We start from the raw sequence: 19793 nt of genomic DNA, 5'->3' as shown, positions 1-19793 counted from the left end.
TGCAAGTTTGACTTGACAGAATTTCGTCCGGCTCTCCATCGATTTGGCTAAGATCAGATTGTCGCCCCGAGGTCAGGGTAACGATGATCGGTCGCGCAAAGCGAATGGTCGCCCAATGCTTCGATGACGCGGCAGTTCGCTATTTTGCCTCCCGCGCATTGCGTCAGAATACGTTGCAGTTCGACCTTGAGCGCGCCCAGCCGCGCAAGACGACTTTCAACCTCGGCCAGTTGCGCGATGACGATGGCGTCGGCCGCCGCGCAGGGCTGGTCAGGCTGGTCCGACAGGCTGAGCAGGTCACGGATTGCCTCCAGCGTGAAACCCAGATCGCGCGCGTGGCGGATGAAGGCCAGCCGTTCCAGCGCCTTTTGACTGTAAAGCCGCTGGTTTCCCGCACTGCGTTCAGCCTCGGGCAAAAGACCGATCTGCTCGTAATAACGGATCGTCGGCACCTTCACACCGGCAGACGCACCCAACTTTCCAATCGTCAACATGAGATTCCCCTTGAAGCTCTAGTTACTAGAGAAATTAGGTTCTCGAATCGATGAAGGCAACTTCCCGATCCGGGGCGAGGATAACGACATGACAACTACAGATCCCAACAGCGGAACAGCCTGCGACTGGACAGTCTCGGGCATGGATTGTGGATCCTGTGCGACCAAGATCAAGGATGCCGTGACACGCCTGCCGGGCGTCAGCGGCGTTGAAATTGGCATCATGACGGAACGGCTTCGCCTGACGCTGGACGAAACACAGACCGATCGCGACAAGGTCGAAAAGGTGGTGAAATCGCTTGGTTATGGAATCGCGCCGCGCGCGGCAGGGGCGAAGAAGGACTTTGTCATGCCCGCCATGAGCGATGCGCCGGCAGATGGCCATGACCATGACCATGATCGGAATGATGCCGCCGCAGCGGCGCGTGACGACAGCGGTCATGGCAGCCCTGGCCATGTGCATGACGACCCTGCCGACCGCGGCAAGCGATGGTATCAGACCCGCAAGGGTAAGCTGGTAATCTTTACCGCGATCCTTCTGGGTGTCGCTTGGATCATCGAATTGCTGGCGCCGCAGGTCGGCAAATGGGCTTTCGTCGCGGCCTGTCTGATCGGCGTGGCGCCGGTTGCGAAACGCGCCTTTGCAGCTCTGCGTCTGGGTCAGCCCTTTACAATCGAAAGCCTGATGGCGGTCGCGGCCATTGGCGCCTTGTTCATCGATGCTGCGGAAGAGGCGGCATTGGTAGTGTTCCTGTTCGCGGTTGGCGAAGTGCTGGAGGGTGTGGCAGCCGGCAAGGCGCGCGATGGCATCCGCGCGCTTGCCGATCTGGTTCCCAAGACAGCGCTGCTGTTGGTGAACGGGACAACGCAGGAAGTCCCGGCATCAAGCCTTGCTGTCGGGCAAATGGTGCTTGTCCGTCCGGGCGACCGCATCCCCGCAGATGGCGAGATTGCCGAGGGCACCTCGGGCGTAGATGACAGCCCCGTTACCGGCGAAAGTGTTCCTGTCACCAAGGGGCCGGGCGACCCGGTCTTCGCCGGCTCGATCAATACCGAGGCCGCGCTACGCGTGACCGTCACCAAAGCTGCAGAGGATAACACAATCGCCCGCATCATCCGGCTGGTGGAAGAGGCTGAGGTCGCGCGCGCGCCGACTGAACGCTTCATCGACCGCTTCAGCCGCTGGTACATGCCCGCTATCGTTACTGTCGCGGCGCTGGTTGTTCTGGTGCCGCCGCTGGCATTTGGCCAACCTTGGGACACCTGGATCTATCGCGGTCTGGCGCTGCTGCTGATCGGCTGCCCCTGCGCGCTGGTCATCTCGGTTCCGGCCTCAATCGCCTCGGCGCTGTCCACGGGCGCACGGCGCGGGATGCTGATGAAGGGCGGTGCGGTGATCGAGGCGGCGGCCAATGTATCCCGTGTCGCCTTCGACAAGACCGGCACCCTGACTCATGGGCGTCCGGTGGTGACGGATGTTGTCGCTTTCGGCGCGACGACCGAGGCCGAGTTGCTGGCAGTGGCGGCGGGGGTCGAAACCGGCTCCAGCCACCCGCTGGCCGTCGCCATCCTGACCAAGGCCGATGAGGCGGGCATCGAAGCGCTGCCGTCACGCGATGCGAAAGCACTGTTGGGCAAAGGGGTGATCGCCACGGTCGGCGACGCCTCCGCTTGGGTCACCTCGCCGCGGTATGCGCTGGAAAATGGCGGGATCGACCAGTCTGACCTGCAGCTTGCCACGGCATTTGAGGAAGATGGCAAGACCGCTGTCGCCGTCTTCCGCGAAAAGACCCCGCTCGGCCTGATCGCCATGCGCGATGAGCCAAGACAGGACGCAGCCAAAGCGATTCGTCAACTGACAGAGATGGGCGTGACCTCCGTCATCCTGACCGGGGACAATCCGCGCACGGCGGCCGCGATCGCCGGCGGGCTGGGCATGGAGTTTCGGGCCGACATGATGCCTGAAGACAAGCTAACCGCGATCCGTGAAATGGGCGAGCAAGTCGGCGTGATGATGATCGGGGACGGCATCAACGACGCGCCGGCCCTGAAACAGGCAAGCATCGGCGTGGCCATGGGATCAGGCACGGATGTGGCGCTGGAAACCGCAGATGCCGCGATCCTTCGCGACCGGGTCACGGACATCCCCGCGCAGATCCGGCTTGCCCGCACGGCCATGGGAAATATCTGCCAGAACATCACCATCGCGCTGGGGCTTAAGGCGGTGTTTCTTGTGACCTCGGTTCTGGGGATCACCGGGCTGTGGATCGCGATCATGGCCGATACCGGGGCGACGGTTCTGGTTACGCTGAACGCGCTACGGCTGTTGCGCTTCGATCCTGAACGCGAGGCATGACGCCGTGATTTCCGCTTTCGGTTGGGCGGTGCTTGCCCTGCTTGCCGCTTACCTCATGCTTTTCTTTTTCGGCAATGCCATGGCGGCGCGAGCCGCCGGGCGGCCGGTCTGGCTGTTCTCGCGGGCGAAACGGCGCGACTGGTGGGCGGCGCTGGGCTTTCGGGCGGCCTTCGCTTTGGCGCTTCTGGGGCCACTGCTGTGGGGTGCCTTTCCCACGCTGCATAACCTTGACCCCTTCTGGATCGAAGGACAGGCGCAGGCGCTTGGCGGGGTCGGTGTGTTTCTGGCCGGCATCGGCGCGATGGTTGCCTTTGCTGCGCAGATGTCGATGGGCGCTTCATGGCGGGTGGGTGTCGCTGAAGGTGCCACGGGTGCGCTTGTCTCGGGCGGGCTCTATCGGTTCAGCCGCAACCCGGCCTTTTTCGGGCAGTTCATCCTGCTTCTTGGCACAGCCCTTGCCATCCCTTCGCTGCCGACACTTCTCGCGCCGCTGCTGTTTCTGTGGTCGGCCACGGCGCAGGTCCGGTCCGAGGAGGACGTCCTTCGGCAAGCCCTGGGGGCAGAGTATGAGGCATACGCGGCATCTGTTCCGCGCTGGATCGGGCTACCATAATCTCTTCTCGACCAATTACCTGAATCACACGATCAATTATGCCACTTGCGAATGTCCGGACGGATCACAGCTCGACCCGTTTCAGCCGCAGCGCATTGGCGATGACAGAAACCGAGGACAGCGACATGGCCGCTGCAGCGATCATCGGCGACAGCAGCAGGCCAAAGATCGGATAGAGCAGCCCCGCCGCAACCGGGATGCCGGCGGCATTGTAGGCGAATGCGAAGAACAGGTTCTGGCGGATATTGCGCATGGTGGCCACGGCGAGCTTGCGGGCGCGGACAATGCCGGTCAGGTCGCCGCCCAGAAGCGTCAGCCCGGCGCTTTCGACCGCCACATCGGCGCCAGTGCCCATGGCGATGCCAACATCCGCCGCCGCCAATGCGGGCGCGTCATTCACTCCGTCGCCGGCCATGGCGACCTTGTTCCCCTTGCCGCGCAGCCCGTCGATCAGATCCTTCTTGCCCTCAGGCAGCATCCCGGCGCGGACCTCGTCGATGCCCAGCTTGCTCGCCACCGCCTGCGCCGTGCGTTTATTGTCGCCGGTTGCCATGATCACCTTGATGCCCAGATCGTGCAACTCGCGGATCGCCGCCTCGGCAGTTGGCTTGACCGGGTCAGCCACGGCGACCAGACCGGCCAGCCTGCCGTCCAGCGCCACGAACATGGCGGTCTTGCCCTCGCCGCGCAGGCGGTCGGCAGTGTCCTCGCCGGTGTCGCAGTCGATCCCAAGCGATGTCATCAGCGCGTTATTGCCAAGCGCCACGTCGCGGCCATCGACCTTGCCGATCACCCCCTTGCCGGTGACGGCCTCGAACTCCTCGCCATTTCCAAGGCTCAACCCGCGCGCCTTCGCACCCTCGACAATCGCCTCTGCCAGCGGGTGTTCGGATGCGCGTTCCAGCGCGGCGGCGGCGGCCAACAACTCATCCTCGGGCACGTCACCGAAGCTGGTCACATCGGTCAGTGCAGGCTTGCCTTCGGTCAGCGTGCCGGTCTTGTCAACGATCAGCGTATCGACCTCGGCCATCAGCTCCAGCGCCTCGGCATTCTTCACCAGCACGCCCGCCTGCGCGCCGCGCCCCGCCGCCGTGGTGATGGAAATCGGCGTCGCCAGCCCAAGCGCACAGGGACAGGCGATGATCAGCACCGAGACCGCCGAGGCGATGGCGAAGACATATGAGGGGCTGGGGCCGAAGATCAGCCAGAGGATGAAGGCCAGCACCGCGATCACCACCACCGTCGGCACGAAGATCGCTGACACCCGGTCGGCCAGCCCCTGAATCGGCGCCTTGGACCGCCGCGCCCCGGCCACCATCTGGACGATCTGCGACAGCACCGTATCGGCGCCGACATCGGTGGCGCGGATCGCCAGCGTGCCGTTCTTGTTGATCGTGCCGCCGGTCACGCGGTCGCCCTGCACCTTCTCGACCGGCACCGGCTCGCCGGTGATCATGCTTTCGTCGAGGGAAGACCGCCCCTCGACCACCTCGCCATCGACCGGCACGCTATCGCCGGGCCGCACGCGCAAGAGGTCCCCGGCCGTGATGTTTTCCAGCGGCGCGTCATATTCCGTGCCATCGGGCAGGATGCGCCGCGCCGTCTTGGGTGCCAGATCCATGAGTGCCCGGATCGCATCACCGGTGCGTTCCCGCGCCCTGAGTTCCAGCACCTGCCCGACAAAGACCAGGGCGACGATGACGACGGCAGCCTCGTAGTAGGTGCCGACCATGCCGCCCATCCGGTATTCTTCAGGAAAGATACCCGGCAGGAAAGTCGCGAACAGCGAATAGAGATAGGCCGCGCCGACACCCAGTGAGATCAGCGTCCACATGTTCGGTGAGCGGTTTTTGAAGGAATCCAGCCCTCGCTGAAAGAACGGGCGCGCCGCCCAGAGCACGATAGGTGTGGCCAGCAGAAACTCCAGCCAGGCGGCGGTGCGGTGTCCGATCCAGTCGCGGACCGGAATGCCCACCATCTCGCCCATGGTCAGGATCAGCAGCGGCACAGCGGCGGCCACGCTGACCCAGAGCCTGCGGGTGAAGTCGGTCAGTTCGTGGCTGGGTTCGTCCGAGGGAATCATTGGCTCCAAGGCCATGCCGCAGATCGGACAGGCGCCGGGTTCGTCGCGGACGATTTCGGGATGCATCGGGCAGGTCCATTGCGTGCCGGCCGGGGCGGATTTTTCAATCTTGGCCGCTGCGCCCGAGGCGTAGAACCACGGATCGCCATCGAATTTCGACTGGCAGCCATCCGAGCAGAAATAGAAGGTCTGTCCCTCATAGTCGCGCTGACGTGCCTCTGGCTTGATTGTCACCTGCATGCCACAAACCGGATCGATGGCCTTGCCGGAATCAGCCTGTGCCTGTGCGCCACCGTGTGTCCCGTGATCGTGATGCCCATGCGAATGATCGTGCCTGTGGTCCATGACTCTCTCCCGGCAGATACCTATAGGGGGTATATCAGACTTGCTCTATACCCCTTGAGGGTATAGCACAAGCTGCGGATGGTGAAAATCGGAGCCCTCCTTGGCGCATGACAAGCAGAACCGAGACGCGATCTTGAAGCGGCTTTCCCGCCTGAACGGTCAGGTGCAGGGCGTCTCGCGCATGGTCGAGGATGGGCGCTATTGCGTCGACATCCTGAACCAGACCGCCGCCATCCGGTCTGCCCTGCGCGGCGTCGAACGCTTGCTGATCGAGGATCACGCGCGAAGCTGCATGGAAGACGCGATCCAATCCGGCGATCAGGACCGTCAGCGGGTGATGTTCCGCGAGGTCGTCGAACTGATGGAAAAGGTGCGCGACTGATGCGGTTCCTGCTGTCGGCACTGCTTGCCGTCATGCTGGCGGTGACGATGCCACTGGCCCTGACCGGCGCCGCCTCGGCGGAGGCATCGTCGATGGCCTCGACGGCCGAAACATCCGCGTCGCCAGTCGCACATGAATGCTGCACCACGCAGCCGGATTCTCCACATGGCGACTGTGCGGCCTGTGCCGACATCGGCAATGCCGAAATCACGTCCAACGCGGCCCGCTTGTCACGCCGAATCCGACACTTTCCCCCGCTGCAAGATATGAAAACCGCCAGGCCGCGCTTGCCGCGGCCCCCTCCGCGATCCGCTGCTCTCTCACGCCACATGGCCCGAGGGGCCACAAGCCGATCAACTGCGCGACGAAAGGGGCGAATGACCCTACGGCGCGTAATATCCTGAAGGACATCAGAAATGAGCAATCCCAATTTCTCGCGTCGCGGGGCGATCCTTGCGGTCGCAGCGATGCTGTCGACAACCTCTACACTTGCCTTTGCCACCATCGGTTCGGACGAAAAGCCGAACCTGCTGAGCATCACCAAGGACCCCGGCTGCGGTTGCTGCGGCGCCTGGGCCGATCTGGCCATCGAGGCCGGTTTCGAGGTCGAGACGACCGAAACCAGCGATTATGTCGGCATGAAGCACGACGCCGCTGTGCCCGAAAACCTGTGGTCCTGCCACACGACCCGGATCAGCGGCTATATCGTCGAGGGCCATGTGCCCTTCGCGGCCATAAGGCAGCTTCTGGAAAAGCGCCCCGACATCACCGGGATCGCCGTGCCGGGGATGCCCGCCGGATCGCCGGGCATGGGCGGCGGGGTCGAGGCCACCGCTGAGGTCATCGCCTGGGGTGGTATTGCCGGTGACGGGCGCGCCTTTCCGCTGGGCGGGTAGCAGATGACGCGCAACGCACTCATCCTCATCGCAGCGGTCGGGCTGGCCGCTGCGATTCTTATTCTCTGGCGCGGCGGCGCGGCGACTGAGACAGCCGCGCAGGATCAGGCCGTGATCGCGCTTGGCCAGCGGCTCTACGCCGAAAACTGCGCCAGTTGCCACGGCGCCGATCTGGAAGGCCAGCCGGACTGGCAGACCCCGCTGGAAAATGGCCGCTATCCGGCGCCCCCGCATGACGAGACCGGCCACACATGGCATCACGCCGACCCGCTGCTGGAACGGATCATTCGCGACGGCACGGCCGCCGTGGTCGGCGATGGGTATGAAAGCGACATGCCCGGTTTCGGCGATGTCATGAGTGACGCCGAAATTGCCGCCGTTCTGGCCTATATCAAATCTACCTGGCCGGAACGCGAGGGCGCAATCCAGAGCCGCATTACCAAGGACAGCGCGCCGTAACACCCCGGCGCATCACCACCATAGCCAAGGAGTTTCCCATGCAGAAAAGAACCGCCGCCATCGTCCTGACGCTTCTCATCCTCGCCGGATGCGCAGCCCAGACGCCCGATATCGCCGCCGAGGAGGCCTCGCCCTATCCGATCCCAAACGAGGTCGTCGCCATTGCTGGCCCTAATCAGGACCTGACAACAGCGCGCCTCGATCCGGCGGATGACTGCTATTGGTACTACTACGCAGGGCCGGTCGAAACGACGCTGGTGCCGCTGCGCGCCGCAAATGGCAACCAAATCTGCAACGCAAAACCGGTCTGACCCATCAGGATCGCCGGAGGGCAGCCTTCTAGCTGACGGCCGACACGCTGCCTTCCGGCGAATAGAGATATGCGGTCGCGCCGATCTGGACCCGCGGATACAGTTCGTTGATGTGGGCCATGACCATGCGGACGCAGCCGGAACTGGCGCGGCTGCCGATCGAGGTTGGAAACGGCGTGCCGTGAATGCGCAGATAGGTATCGCGGTCGCCGAGATAGAGATACAGCGCACGCGAACCCAGAGCGTTCCGAGGGCCGGGTTCCATGCCGTCCTCATATTGCGCATAGACCTCGGGTTCGCGCTCGATCATGTTGCGCGTCGGGGTCCAATGCGGCCATTCGGCCTTGCGTTTGATCGTATAGGTGCCCGGCTCGTAAAGATCGCCCCTGCCGATGGCCACGCCGTAACGCATCGCCGTGCCGCCCTCTTCGATGTGATAAAGGTATCGGGCGACCGCATCGACATGAATGTCGCCCGGCACCAGCCCTGCGTTCGCAGTGACTCGCTGCGGCAGGAAGCGCGGATGCAGACTCCAGGGATTGGGGCCACCGGCTTCCACCTCGGCATCCCAAGCGGCCTTTTGCGCCGTGTCGGGCCAGGTTGAGGCCATGACCGGCGTGGCGGCGGCCGCCGAAAACAGCGCCGTCGTCGTGCGGATGAAATGTCTGCGTGTCAGCATGTGATTGCTCCTTGTCCTTTCCTTGTATCTTCAGATGGAAGCGGCAAGCGCAGCGACTTCTGCGATTGCCGTGCCGTATCTTCAGCGCCCATCGACCTCTGGCGTCGCCGCTGGCCCGCCTTCCAGATCGGCGATCAGCGCCTTCATCTCCGCGATTTCCAGAGTCTGCGCCTCGATGATGCTGTCCGCCAGCGCCCGGACGCGAGGATCCGAGATATCCGCACGGGTGGATGTCAGGATCGCAATGGAATGATGCGGAATCATCGCCTTCATCCAGGCGGTATCATCGACCGTTGCCTGACTGCGGACCAGAAACAGGCCAAGCGCAAATGCCAGAATCGAAACGCCCGCGACGATCAAATTGGCACGCGGACTGCGATACATCCCCAGCATGAAGGCCAGCATGATCAGCGCCATGGCGCCGCCCATGTAAAGCGCCATCCACATCCGGGTCTGGCTGAAAAAGACATGATCCATCGCCCAGGTGTTCAGATACATCAGCCCGAACATGATCACCGTCGAGGTAGCGATCATCGCCGCAAAACGGCCATAGCTTCCGCCGCTCTGGCTTCCGTGGCTATTGTGTCGATCAGAATTATCCATAGCGTTGTCCTTTCGTGAAATGCTTCAATTGCCACGCGAGGCCGCAACCAGTTCGGCCAGTTCCGTTGATGAAATGGCGCCAAAGCGCGAATCCGATCCGGCGATGAAGGTGGGTGTGCCGACAAGCCCCATCGCCTCGGCCAGCGCATTGGACTGCTGGATATGTTGGGCAATCTCCGGGCCGCCCATATCGCGCTGCAACTGCTGAGTGTCTAAACCCATGGATCGCGCAACACGCAGGACGCTGGCCCTTTCGGCCCGGGGTTTCTGACTCATCAAGGCGCGATGAAAGTCGGCGTAGCGGCCCTGCTTGCGCGACGCCAGCGCCGCGCGGGCCGCGAAAACCGAACCCTCGCCAAAGACCGGCCATTCCCGCATCACCATCCGCAAGCCGGGATCGGCTCCTAACACGGCATCCACCACTGGCATCATCGCACGGCAGAACTGGCAGTTATAGTCGAAGAACTCGATCAGAGTCGCATCGCCGTCAGGATTGCCGAAGATCGGCGCATTCGCGTCATGTTCAAGCTGCCTGCGGAATTCGGGTGGAAGCGAATGACCAGCCCAAGATAGGCGCGGTGCGATGGCCATCGCCGGAGCGGTAAGGGCCAGGGTCAGGATCATGCGTCGCTGAAACATCATGTCACTCCCGTCACGCCGAGACCGCGAACGTCGTCATCATGCCGCTGGCAAGATGCGGCATGTGGTGACAATGCAGCATCCATTCCGCCGCCTCGCCCGCATCCAGCGCCACCGTGACCATCGACATGGGCGGCACATAGACCGTGTCGCGCAATGCACCGGAAAACCGTCTGCCATTGATCGCGACAACTTGGAAATGATGGCCATGCAGATGCATGGGATGGCCCATCATCGACATGTTGTGGAACATGATCTCGACCCGCTGGCCTGTTTTGGCCGTAACCGGAATCCGATCCTCGAACACGCGGTCGTTGATGGTCCAGCGATAGGGCTGCATCTGCCCGCCCAGCATCACCATGGGTGATGCATCGGCAACTCGTTCCGTCAGCGGAGCAACGGCCCGCAAGGCGGCTTCCTGTGCAAGGTCGATATCGAATGCAGGTGCGGCCTCGTCTGCCATTCCAAGCATGACCGGCACCTTGGCGCCAGCGGTCGCAAGGATAAGGCCGGTGCGCTCCTGCGCGCCTTCGCGCAGAGCAAGGATCGGCCATGCGCCGCCTCCGGTGGGCAGGTCAAGCTCGATATCCAGGCGCTGCCCCATGGCCAGACCAAAGCGCGTTCCTGGCAAGGGCTGCACCGGCTGGCCATCCACCGCAACAAGCCGACCCGGAACCTCGCCGCTGTCGAGCCAGAATACCGTGGCCGCAGCCCCGTTGATGACCCGCAGCAGGACCCGGCCACCCTTTTCTACCCGCACAACTTCCGGGTCGCTCAAGGTGCGGTCATTCACCAGATAGGCATCGAAATCGAAGTCGTTCAGATCCATCTGCATCCCGGTCATGCCGGGCATGGACATGCCGCTCATTTCCGACATCACATTCATGGCCATGCCGCCCCCCATGTCATGACCGGCATGGGGATCGGCTGGTTGCGACATTTCGGCTTCGGCGGCCTCGTCATGCCCCTTTCCCGAGCGGATTTCGTCCAGCACCTCTTCCGGCGGGCGGAAGGAAAAGTCATGCAGGAACATGGTGACCTCTTGCCGATCAGCTCGCAGATCCTCGGGGCGGCGGACGATCAGGGGTGCGGCCAGCAACTGCATCTCCTGAATGGGCACATGGCTGTGCATCCAGTGCGTGCCTGCTGCGGCCTCAAAATCATAGGCACGCGTCTCTCTTGGCTGCAGCAGCGGCATCGGCATATCGGGAACGCCGTCCTGTGCGTTCGGCGGGATCTGTCCATGCCAATGAATGATCGTCGGCTCGGTCAGATCGTTGGTCAGGTCCAGCAGGAAACGCTGGCCGGGGTCCAGAATCAGCCCGGGCGTTCCGTTGCCGTTGATCAGCCCGAAAACAGTGGCGGCGCGGCCATCGATGTCAAGCGTGCGCGTCGTTGCCTGCAATGCCAGCGCGGCTGGCTGCGCAAAGCCCGCGCGCGGGATGACAAAAGCTGCGGCCATGGCAGCGGATGCGGTCAGAAAGCCGCGGCGATTCAGCGTGCATGTCATATGAGTAATCCATCAAACCCCGTGGGGCGAACAATGTTCGGCACCTTGAACAGGTGCGGCAAATCAGGTGTTCAGATGGATTTCGGAGGGCGGTATCCGGGGCCGACCAGACGGCCCTCACGTGTCACCGCTATAGAGTGCCATTTCAGCGAATGCTCGGTCTCAACAGGCGCAAGTTGCGCGGCAGCAAGCCAGGGCGTAGGTGTGCCGACACATACAATCCCACAGGCATCGGTCATATCGTGCCGAGAAGGCTCTCCCGAATAACCGTGCTCATGCCCGGCTGTGTCGCCGGGATGGCTGATCGAAGCGACAACTTGATCGGTCGGCAGTCCGGCTGGGCCAGCACTTTGCCCATGCTGCGTCGCACCCGCCAACACGAGCAGGACAACAAGCAGAGAACATATCGCGCGGCACATCATGTGGTTGAGTTGGAACCTATGAAACTAGCTTGACAATAAGCAGGACAGGCTCTCGTTGCAATTCACGGAGTAATCAACAGAGGGTGTAGGTTTTTCCCTTCTGAGCCATTGACCGGCAGCCCTCCCCCTAGGTTCTGCCACCTTCCGCCTCCCCGCCGGTCTGACTGGCGATGTATGACTTGCCATGCGCGCGAGGCTGAGCCTCATGTGGGATGCAAGAAGGAGGCGCTGGGCGTGGTCAAAAGACTGAGATTGAACGAGAAATCGGTGCGGGAGGCGGTGCCGGAACCGGGCCGGGACTATCAGATTTTCGACAGCGAGGTGCGGGGATTTGCCATCTGCATCTACCGCTCCGGCAACCGGGCCTTCACGCTGGATTACCGCCATGCCGGACGGCAGCGGCGGATGACGCTGGGGCGCTGGCCGGAATGGTCGACGGCAGCGGCGCGGGAGCGGGCAAAGGAGTTGCGGCGCGAGATCGATGCCGGGGGCGATCCGCTGAGCGCGAAGGAAGACGGGCGGGACGCACCCCGGTTCAGGGATCTGGTTGACCGCTATGCCGAGGTGCATCTGCCGAATCTGGCGAAAACCAATGCCTCGGATCAGCGCTCGATGCTGACGAAGCTGGTGGGCCCGGAGTGGAACAACAGGCTGGTGACCGAGATCACGCCCTATGATGTGGAAAAGCTGCTGAACCGGATCGCCGAGGGCCGGTGTCGTCCCCATAAGGCAAACCCGAACAACCGGGCAAGGAAGCTGCAGGGCGCAAAGCCGACGCCGGTGCGCGCCAACCGCGTCGGTGAGGTGCTTCGAAAGATGTTCACCTATGCGCAGGGCTGGGGCTGGCGGGAGGATAACCCGGCCTCTGGCTTCCGCCGCCGGATCGAGAACCCGCGCGAGCGGTTTCTGTCGCAGGACGAAATCCGGAAGCTTGCTACCGCGCTGGACGCGGCCGAGGATCGGCGCGCGGCGGATATCATCCGGCTCTGCATGCTGACCGGCGCGCGGGTCGGCGAGGTCCGGCAGGCGCGGTTCGAGCATTTCAACCTTGAACATCTGAGCTGGTCAAAGCCCGCCAGCATGACCAAGCAGCGCAGGACTCACCGGCTGCCGATCTCGGACGAAGCCGCAGCCATTGTTCGCCAAAGGCAACTGCTGGTGCCGCCCGGCTGCTCATACCTGTTTCCGGGCGATGTGCCCGGCCAGCCTGTGAAGGAAATCCGCCGCTTCTGGCATCAGATCCAGAAGCAGGTGAACATTCCCGATGTCCGCATTCACGACTTGCGCCACACCTTCGCCTCGCTACTGGTCAGTGGCGGTGCGTCACTGGAAATGATCGGAAAGCTCTTGGGTCACAGCCAGACGCAGACCACTGCGCGCTATGCCCATCTGATGGACTCGCCGCTGCGCGCCGGGGTCGATGCCGTGGCCAGCGCCTTCCGGCCAAAGCCGGTGCTGGTGCATGATGCCGGGGCGCAAGATGATCAGGCGCGCAAAAGCGCCTGACCAAACGTCGGCCTCTCGCAACGGGCGCTATGGGGTTTCCCGCAGCGCCCGCCAGATCGGGGTCAGTCGCCTTCGGATCGTACTCTCATCAGGTATCTCGCGACCCGGAGAGGTCTTTGCGAACCAGTCCTGAACTTCCGCAACCCATTCACCCTGCGTTGCAGGCAGGCCATCCTCGTGCAGACGGACCATCTGCGAGATATAAAGACCTTCCCAGTCATAGCGGGATGGCGCACCGCCCGGATCTGCCGCACGCTTGGCGAGACCGTGGGCAATCTCGAACTCGTAAACCTCACTCGCGAGGATCAGCAGGTCGGAGGGTTCGACGGTGATGTGATTTTCGGGATCCGCGATCATCACCCAGTCCTTCTGGCCAATTGGTCGAACCCGCCGGATCACGCGGCGTTGCGGCCCGCTGGCCCAGCGCCGGAACATGCTGAGGATATCGACCACGGGCACCACGACCAGCCCTGACAGAATCGTCCCGTTCTGCTGGATCGGCTCGATCGCCATGACGACCTCGGGCTTTCCGTTGATGGCCCAACCCGCCAGATCGTCGAGGCTGCAATCCCATCTGATCGCAACTTCCTGAACCGTGAAAAACGTGCGTTGCGGCAATCCCATCTTCTTTCGTCTCCCTGCTCGTAGGCGCTGGGCTGCCCTTCTTCCGATCCCAAAGCGCCTTGCCTCAATCCTCTCGCGCGCAGACACAGCTTTCCCGATCACGGGCCTTGCAAAGGCTCGCGTCGCTCGACCGCATCCGGCGTGATTGGCCGACTTCTTCACCACCAGAACGAGACTTGTCCAGACGATTTCACTGGGGACAACCGACTCTTTGTTCTTGACATGTTCCAGCCCGAACAAAGGCTGAATCTGACACCGGCGACCGGCAGAAGGGGTTCTGCCGGTCGCCGGATTTTGCCTCTTGACAGCCTGTCTCGCAGTGCATGCGCATCGCCAAACCCAGCAAAACATGGGGTGGCATAACCTCCGGGAGGTTACGCCACCTTCCGCCTCCCTGCCGGGCCTTTTTATGTGATTGTTCTTCTCCCCGTCAGCGGCCCGGTCCGGGCGATGCAAGATGGAGGCAAGAGCATGACACAACCCATGAGTGCGGAACCGACGGTTGAACCGCGCCTGCTGCGCGGCTGGATCAGCCGCTACGATCTGGCGCAGGAGCTTGGCCTCACGGTCGATACGCTGGGGCGCTGGGAGCGGCGGCGGAAGGGTCCGGCCTGTGTCCGCGCCGGTCGCAAGATCTTTTACCGGATGAGCGTGGTGCAGGACTGGCTGCAGTCGCAGGAGATGCCGCGGGTCACCGACGCGAAACCCGGCAAGGCGCGGGGGCGGAAATGAACGCTATGTCCCAGATTCCCGATGCCGCTATCGATCATAGCTCTACGACCGATACTGCCTGCCCGCCGGACTGGCCCGCCCAGCGCCTCTCTGAGGCCCGGGGCATTGTCGCCGATTTCGTCCATCACCCGGACAGCCTGATCATCCTGGCCTGCCGCGCCATCGCCGCGCACAGCCCCGAAGATCAGGAACGCCGCGAGGCCTTGGCCCTTGCCGGTCTGCTGATCGCCGTGTCGAACCGCAAAGCGAAAGGTGGTGACGCATGACCCGTCGAACACCCGAGGCCGATATCCAACGCGCCATTGTCCACACATTGCGGATCGTCCTGCCCCGCGATGCCATCATCCACCATTCCGCCAATGAGGTCGGGTCGGGTGGCAAGGCCGCACGGCAGCGCCAGGCGATCCTGACCGGCATGGGCGTGTTTCCGGGCTTTGCCGATCTGGTCGTCCTGACTGGCGGGCAGGTGTTGTTTCTGGAGGTCAAAAGCCCGTCCGGCCGCCTCAGTCCGGCCCAGAAAGCGTTCCGCGACATGGTGAAGGCCCAAGGGTTCGGCTGGGCGCTGGTCCGCTCCGTCGAGGACGCGCTGGGCGCGCTCGCCGATCACGGCATCACGACGCGCGCCCAAGCGCTAAACCCGCGACGGAGGGCCTGCGCATGAGCCACTACGCGACCAACTGGGCCATCCTGCAGCGTGGGCTGAAGCCCGCCACCAAGATCGTGCTCTGGCATCTCTGCGACCGTCACAATCCTGACTTCGGCTGTTTTCCGACCCAGGTGCGATTGGCCGCCGATTGCGAGATGTCGGTGTCATCCCTGAATGACCATCTCCGGGCGCTGGAAGAGGCGCGGCTGATCCACCGCGTCCGGTGCCAGGATCCGCAGACGCATCGACGCCAGGCAACCCGCTACATCCTCGGCTTCGAGGATCGATTTCCCGATCCGTCCGGCGGGGACGACGAGGACGATTCTGGCCCTGACGACGGCGATGACAGCGACGATCCATGTCCGGATTCCGGAGATGGAGCCATCTCCGAAAAATCCCCGAAGCCATCTCCGAATTTGGCCGGGTTCCATCTCCGAAATTCGGAGACTAACCCTGTAAGAGAACCATTAAGGGAACCAGTAAAGGAGGAGGAGGGCGCGCGAGCGCGCGATGACCGATTTGAAGAGTTTTTCGACGAGTTGATCGATGTGCTGGGCCTCGACCCGAAAAACCTGCCCGGCTGGTGGCAGGGCTGGCCGCCGAGAGAGCACGTCCGGCGCTGGATGACCGATCTCGGGCTGACTGAGGAACGGATCATCGCCGTGGCTCGTGACAGCCGCAGAACCCACCCCACACCGCCAGACGGACCGAGGGCGCTGGACAGGGCGATGGAACGGGCTGCGAAGACGGCCGAGGCCGGGACATCCCCCAACAGCGACAAGCGCCGCAAGCGCGGCGGCAAGCCCGCCGACGCGCCCCGGGCCAGCATGGACGAAATCGCGGGGTTCTATGCCGGGCTGGTGAACGGGGACGGCTACCTGCCGTCCAACGCGATCTCCAACACCGTGCGCAATGCCATGCTGGAGCGGGGACTGGTCACACCGGAACGGCTGCGAGCGCGGAGCGTGGCATGAGCATCCATTCCCGCTTCCCGAACCGCAGTGCCACAAACACCCGCAGCAAACGCGCGCTGGACGTTCAGCAGGTCTTGGAATGGGCCTTTCGCATGGAGAAGGCCCGGCTGGAACTGCCTGAACCGCCCGATCCGGAGCGCGGCGAAGGTCTGGGCTTCGGCCTCGAATATGTGCTGATGCAGCGTGCCGCGCTGGGCTGCAGGATCGATGGCGGGCGCTACAAGCCGGACAGCTCCACCCACGAGGATGCCGACGTGGTCGCGGCCTGCGTCGCTGGACTGCCCACCTCGCTGGGCGGGTTGCGCATGGCGATCCGCCTCGCCGAACTGGCCCGCGCCGGGATAACACCCGACTGGATGCCCGGCGCCGTGCCACGCTGCGTGCCGGTCGAGACGAAGCGCAACCAGCATGGCGAACGCTCGATCACCATCCCGGTCGGCACAACCCGTGTGTTCTCACGCGGCAAATGGCGGACGGTCGAACTCCGCGCCTGTCCGGTCACCTTCTCGCCGCATCCCGACCAGATCGCGGCCGCGCGCCGTCACTACGACCACTGGTGGCTGGCGCTGGACTGGGTGCGGGAGGGTTTGCGCGACGGTGGCATGCTGCGAAGCATCGACGTGACCGATGCCATGCCGAAACGGCAGCCGTGGGTGCCCCGGACATGCTGCGAACAGATCGGCAACAAAACAGTTTGACATTCGTGCCCGGGTTGACTCATACATCAAACATCGAAGACGAGCGCCCGGAGAACAGACGCGCTTCAGGCGCTCTTCCGGTCAGACCCTCCAGCCCCATCCCCCTGCCCTGGTTCCTCCCTGTCGCCATTCGTATTCGGGGGGGCGCAGCGCGGAAGATTGCCAGCGTCAGGCGTTTTCACCGGGGAATCCAGGCGGAATCCACTTGAGCCAGAAGAGCGCAGTTTCCATCAATAAAACAAGGCCTTAAGCGCCGCCGCAGGGTGGATTCCCGCTGGATTCCGGCGGAATCCAGGAAGCCACCTGCGGGATCCCTTTTGCGGAAGCCACCGCCAGCGGAATCCACCGGAATCCACCCGCTGAGAAGCCACAAAAACCACAGGACAACCCTGCCCCATGGACCTCACATTCGCGCCGCGCCAGATCGAGTTCTGGCCGATCGAGCGGCTGCGCCCCTATGCCCGGAACGCGAAGATGCACGGGCCCGATCAGGTGGCGCGCATCGCCGCCAGCATGGCGCGCTTCGGCTGGACCGTACCCTGCATGGTCGGGGACGATGGCGAGCTGATCGCGGGCCATGGCCGCGTGCTGGCGGCGACGGAGCTGGGGCTCAGCGAGGTTCCGGTGATCCGGCTCGGCCATCTCGACGAGGCCGAACGCCGGGCCTACCGAATTGCCGATAACAAGCTGACGGAACTCGGCGACTGGGACGAGGCGCTGTTACGTGACGAAGTGGCCGGGCTGCTGGCGGACGATTTCGACCTGTCGCTTCTGGGCTTTGCCGAGGACGAGCTGGAGGCGCTGCTGCAGGATCCCGATCTTGCCGAGGATGGCGCGGCCGAGGGCGAGGACGATGTGCCGGAAGCGTCTGCCGATCCTGTCTCGGTGCCGGGCGATCTCTGGCAGCTCGGGCCGCACCGGCTGGTCTGCGGCGACAGCACCTCAGCAGATGTGGTCGCAAAGCTGCTGGGCGATGTCCGCCCGCTGCTGATGGTGACCGACCCGCCGTACGGCGTCGAATACGACCCGAGCTGGCGGAACCAGACTGGCGCGGCCAAGACGAAACGTACCGGCAAGGTGTTGAACGACGACCGGGCCGATTGGCGCGAAGCCTGGGCGCTGTTTCCGGGCGACGTCGCCTATGTCTGGCATGGCGCGCTGCATTCAACCACCGTCGCCGACAGCCTGATCGCGGCCGGTTTCGACATCCGCTCGCAGATCATCTGGGCCAAGGACCGGCTGGTGCTGAGCCGCGGCGATTACCACTGGCAGCACGAACCCTGCTGGTATGCCGTGAAGAAGCGCGGCAAGGGCCATTGGACCGGGGATCGCAAGCAGACGACGCTCTGGCACATCGCGAACCGAGATCAGGATGCGGAAACCGTGCACGGCACCCAGAAGCCGGTCGAATGCATGCGCCGCCCGATCCTGAACAACTCGAGCCCCGGGCAGGCCGTGTATGAGCCGTTCATGGGCTCAGGCACCACCCTGATCGCGGCTGAGACCACCGGGCGGGTCTGCTACGGCATCGAATTGAACCCCGCCTATGTCGATGTCGCCATCGCCCGCTGGCAGAACCTGACCGGTCAGGCGGCGGTGCTGGACGGCACCGACAAGACCTTCGACGACCTGACCGCCACTCGACGCTGAGACCATGAATGACCTGGCTTTACCTGCCCCCGGACGCGTTTCCGGGGCCGATGACACCTGCCTCTTCGGACTTTCCCTCTGCTCCGGCGCGGGCGGGATCGATCTCGGCCTCACCCTCGCCCTGCCCGGATATCGAGCTGTGGGCCATGTCGAGCGGGAGACCTATGCCGCGGCCACTCTCGTGGCGAGGATGGCGGACGCGGCCTTGGATCAGGCTCTTGTCTGGGACGACATTGCCACATTCGACGGCAAGCCTTGGCGCGGCGCGGTGGATATCGTCTCTGCGGGCTATCCGTGCCAGCCGTTCAGCGTGGCGGGCAAACGCCGGGGTGCGGACGACCCGCGCCACCTCTGGCCGCATGTCGCCCAGATCATCGGCGAGGTCGAACCGCCCTTCGTCTTCCTCGAAAACGTCGCCCATCATCTCCGCCTCGGCTTCCCCGAGGTCGCCAGCGGACTGGTCAGCATGGGCTACAGGCTTGCGGCAGGATTGTTTACGGCGGCGGAAGTCGGTGCCCCGCATCGCCGGGAACGGCTCTTCATCCTCGCCATCCGGGAAGGTGACGAACTGGCCGACCCCACGCGCCTGCTCCGGCACCCGCTCGAGTGGCGGCAATCGCAGCGAGATCATGCGCCTCTGGCCGACGCCTCGGGCCAGCGCCAACGAGAACCGACAGACCAGACCAACGCCATCGCAGGCGGCGGGCAGGCACGGGATGAACCTCGCGACAACGGCCGCGCAATGGCCAACGTCGCTGGCGACGGATGGCAGCAAGGCGAGCGCGGGCAATCGCAAATCGGCGGACCTGACACATGCCAGCCGGATGTGGATGACGCCGACGGCGCGCGATCACAAGGATTGGGCGACGAGCCTTGCGAACACGCCGGTGAACGGCCTCCTTGGCCGCCAGGTCCTCACGACACCGATGGCTGGCAGCGATACCTGCGATCAGCGCCGGACGCTGAACCCGCTGTTCGTCGAGGATCTGATGGGCTGGCCTGCAGTGTGGACAGGCTCCGCCTCTGTGGCAATGGCGTGGTCCCCTTGGTTGCGGCGCATGCGCTCAGAACTCTGGCGTATCAGCTGCTGGACGACGGGTGATCCGGAGGGCTAACAAGCTCAAAGGCAGCTTCGAGCCCAGACTCTCAAATGCTGTGCTGCGCTTGGACG

General features: G+C 63.7%; 21 protein-coding genes. 14 read left to right on the top strand and 7 right to left on the bottom strand.

Annotated elements, in window-relative coordinates; all coding sequences use genetic code 11:
• Window positions 1-53: 53 nt before the first annotated feature.
• Complete coding sequence (locus QMZ16_RS05505) at window positions 54-494, bottom strand: helix-turn-helix domain-containing protein (protein ID WP_101459769.1); 441 nt, start codon at window positions 492-494, stop codon at window positions 54-56.
• 88 nt (window positions 495-582) lie between these two features.
• On the opposite strand from QMZ16_RS05505, the gene QMZ16_RS05500 reads away from it, so the two are divergent.
• The gene (locus QMZ16_RS05500; protein ID WP_282602447.1) at window positions 583-2850 is read left to right on the top strand and encodes a heavy metal translocating P-type ATPase; all 2268 of its coding nucleotides are present in this window, start codon (window positions 583-585) and stop codon (window positions 2848-2850) included.
• A gap of 4 nt (window positions 2851-2854) precedes the next feature.
• Entirely contained in the window at window positions 2855-3463 is a 609-nt protein-coding gene (locus QMZ16_RS05495) for an isoprenylcysteine carboxylmethyltransferase family protein (RefSeq protein ID WP_271890140.1), read from the top strand.
• Between the two features lie 64 nt (window positions 3464-3527).
• Here QMZ16_RS05495 and QMZ16_RS05490 read toward each other — a convergent pair whose 3' ends face one another.
• Window positions 3528-5891, bottom strand: a complete 2364-nt coding sequence (locus QMZ16_RS05490) for a heavy metal translocating P-type ATPase (protein WP_282602446.1) — start codon at window positions 5889-5891, stop codon at window positions 3528-3530.
• A gap of 133 nt (window positions 5892-6024) precedes the next feature.
• On the opposite strand from QMZ16_RS05490, the gene QMZ16_RS05485 reads away from it, so the two are divergent.
• The 4 genes from QMZ16_RS05485 to QMZ16_RS05470 all read left to right on the top strand — a co-directional run bounded on the left by QMZ16_RS05485 (window position 6025) and on the right by QMZ16_RS05470 (window position 7939).
• The gene (locus tag QMZ16_RS05485; RefSeq protein WP_348984652.1) at window positions 6025-6273 is read left to right on the top strand and encodes a metal-sensitive transcriptional regulator; all 249 of its coding nucleotides are present in this window, start codon (window positions 6025-6027) and stop codon (window positions 6271-6273) included.
• Between the two features lie 416 nt (window positions 6274-6689).
• Window positions 6690-7169, top strand: coding sequence for a DUF411 domain-containing protein (locus tag QMZ16_RS05480; RefSeq protein WP_282602445.1), 480 nt, complete (start codon window positions 6690-6692; stop codon window positions 7167-7169).
• Between the two features lie 3 nt (window positions 7170-7172).
• Window positions 7173-7628 carry a c-type cytochrome gene (locus QMZ16_RS05475; RefSeq protein WP_282602444.1) on the top strand — a complete coding sequence of 152 codons (456 nt, stop codon included), beginning with the start codon at window positions 7173-7175 and terminating at the stop codon, window positions 7626-7628.
• Between the two features lie 38 nt (window positions 7629-7666).
• Complete coding sequence (locus tag QMZ16_RS05470) at window positions 7667-7939, top strand: hypothetical protein (RefSeq protein WP_101459775.1); 273 nt, start codon at window positions 7667-7669, stop codon at window positions 7937-7939.
• Window positions 7940-7967: 28 nt separating this feature from the next.
• On the opposite strand, the gene QMZ16_RS05465 is transcribed toward QMZ16_RS05470, so the two are convergent.
• The 4 genes from QMZ16_RS05465 to QMZ16_RS05450 form a co-directional block, all read right to left on the bottom strand.
• Entirely contained in the window at window positions 7968-8618 is a 651-nt protein-coding gene (locus QMZ16_RS05465) for a L,D-transpeptidase (protein ID WP_168782982.1), read from the bottom strand.
• Window positions 8619-8699: 81 nt separating this feature from the next.
• Window positions 8700-9152: a DUF305 domain-containing protein gene (locus QMZ16_RS05460; protein ID WP_211096375.1), complete on the bottom strand. Its 453-nt coding sequence runs from the start codon at window positions 9150-9152 to the stop codon at window positions 8700-8702.
• Window positions 9153-9245: 93 nt separating this feature from the next.
• The gene (locus QMZ16_RS05455; RefSeq protein ID WP_230383201.1) at window positions 9246-9845 is read right to left on the bottom strand and encodes a DsbA family protein; all 600 of its coding nucleotides are present in this window, start codon (window positions 9843-9845) and stop codon (window positions 9246-9248) included.
• Window positions 9846-9873: 28 nt separating this feature from the next.
• On the bottom strand, window positions 9874-11370 hold the full coding sequence (locus QMZ16_RS05450) for a multicopper oxidase domain-containing protein (RefSeq protein WP_282602443.1): 1497 nt from the start codon (window positions 11368-11370) through the stop codon (window positions 9874-9876).
• 656 nt (window positions 11371-12026) lie between these two features.
• Here QMZ16_RS05450 and QMZ16_RS05445 point away from each other — a divergent pair.
• Window positions 12027-13298: a site-specific integrase gene (locus QMZ16_RS05445; RefSeq protein WP_282602442.1), complete on the top strand. Its 1272-nt coding sequence runs from the start codon at window positions 12027-12029 to the stop codon at window positions 13296-13298.
• A 27-nt stretch (window positions 13299-13325) separates the two neighbouring features.
• Here the strand turns inward: QMZ16_RS05445 and QMZ16_RS05440 are convergent, their stop codons facing one another.
• Window positions 13326-13922 (bottom strand): hypothetical protein, encoded by a 597-nt coding sequence (locus QMZ16_RS05440; RefSeq protein ID WP_101459780.1) that lies wholly within the window; start codon window positions 13920-13922, stop codon window positions 13326-13328.
• 471 nt (window positions 13923-14393) lie between these two features.
• Between QMZ16_RS05440 and QMZ16_RS05435 the strand changes: the two genes are divergently transcribed.
• The 7 genes from QMZ16_RS05435 to QMZ16_RS05405 all read left to right on the top strand — a co-directional run bounded on the left by QMZ16_RS05435 (window position 14394) and on the right by QMZ16_RS05405 (window position 19724).
• Complete coding sequence (locus tag QMZ16_RS05435; RefSeq protein WP_101461915.1) at window positions 14394-14654, top strand: helix-turn-helix transcriptional regulator; 261 nt, start codon at window positions 14394-14396, stop codon at window positions 14652-14654.
• 5 nt (window positions 14655-14659) lie between these two features.
• Window positions 14660-14920, top strand: coding sequence for a hypothetical protein (locus QMZ16_RS05430; protein ID WP_216034472.1), 261 nt, complete (start codon window positions 14660-14662; stop codon window positions 14918-14920).
• A complete protein-coding gene (locus QMZ16_RS05425; protein ID WP_282602441.1) occupies window positions 14917-15315 on the top strand; it encodes a VRR-NUC domain-containing protein in 399 nt (132 codons plus the stop codon). Before QMZ16_RS05430 ends, QMZ16_RS05425 begins: the two co-directional genes overlap by 4 nt.
• Window positions 15312-16274, top strand: a complete 963-nt coding sequence (locus QMZ16_RS05420; RefSeq protein WP_282602440.1) for a helix-turn-helix domain-containing protein — start codon at window positions 15312-15314, stop codon at window positions 16272-16274. Before QMZ16_RS05425 ends, QMZ16_RS05420 begins: the two co-directional genes overlap by 4 nt.
• On the top strand, window positions 16271-16972 hold the full coding sequence (locus tag QMZ16_RS05415; RefSeq protein WP_282602439.1) for a hypothetical protein: 702 nt from the start codon (window positions 16271-16273) through the stop codon (window positions 16970-16972). The genes QMZ16_RS05420 and QMZ16_RS05415 overlap by 4 nt, the downstream gene beginning before the upstream one ends.
• Before the next feature lie 396 nt (window positions 16973-17368).
• Entirely contained in the window at window positions 17369-18622 is a 1254-nt protein-coding gene (locus QMZ16_RS05410) for a site-specific DNA-methyltransferase (RefSeq protein ID WP_282602438.1), read from the top strand.
• Window positions 18623-18626: 4 nt separating this feature from the next.
• Window positions 18627-19724, top strand: coding sequence for a DNA cytosine methyltransferase (locus tag QMZ16_RS05405; protein WP_282602437.1), 1098 nt, complete (start codon window positions 18627-18629; stop codon window positions 19722-19724).
• Window positions 19725-19793 lie beyond the last annotated feature (69 nt).

The organism is Paracoccus sp. PARArs4 (assembly GCF_947311865.1).
Classification (GTDB): domain Bacteria; phylum Pseudomonadota; class Alphaproteobacteria; order Rhodobacterales; family Rhodobacteraceae; genus Paracoccus; species Paracoccus zeaxanthinifaciens.
The sequence above is the reverse complement of the archived record's forward strand: the minus strand, read 5'-3'. Positions and strand labels throughout refer to the sequence as shown.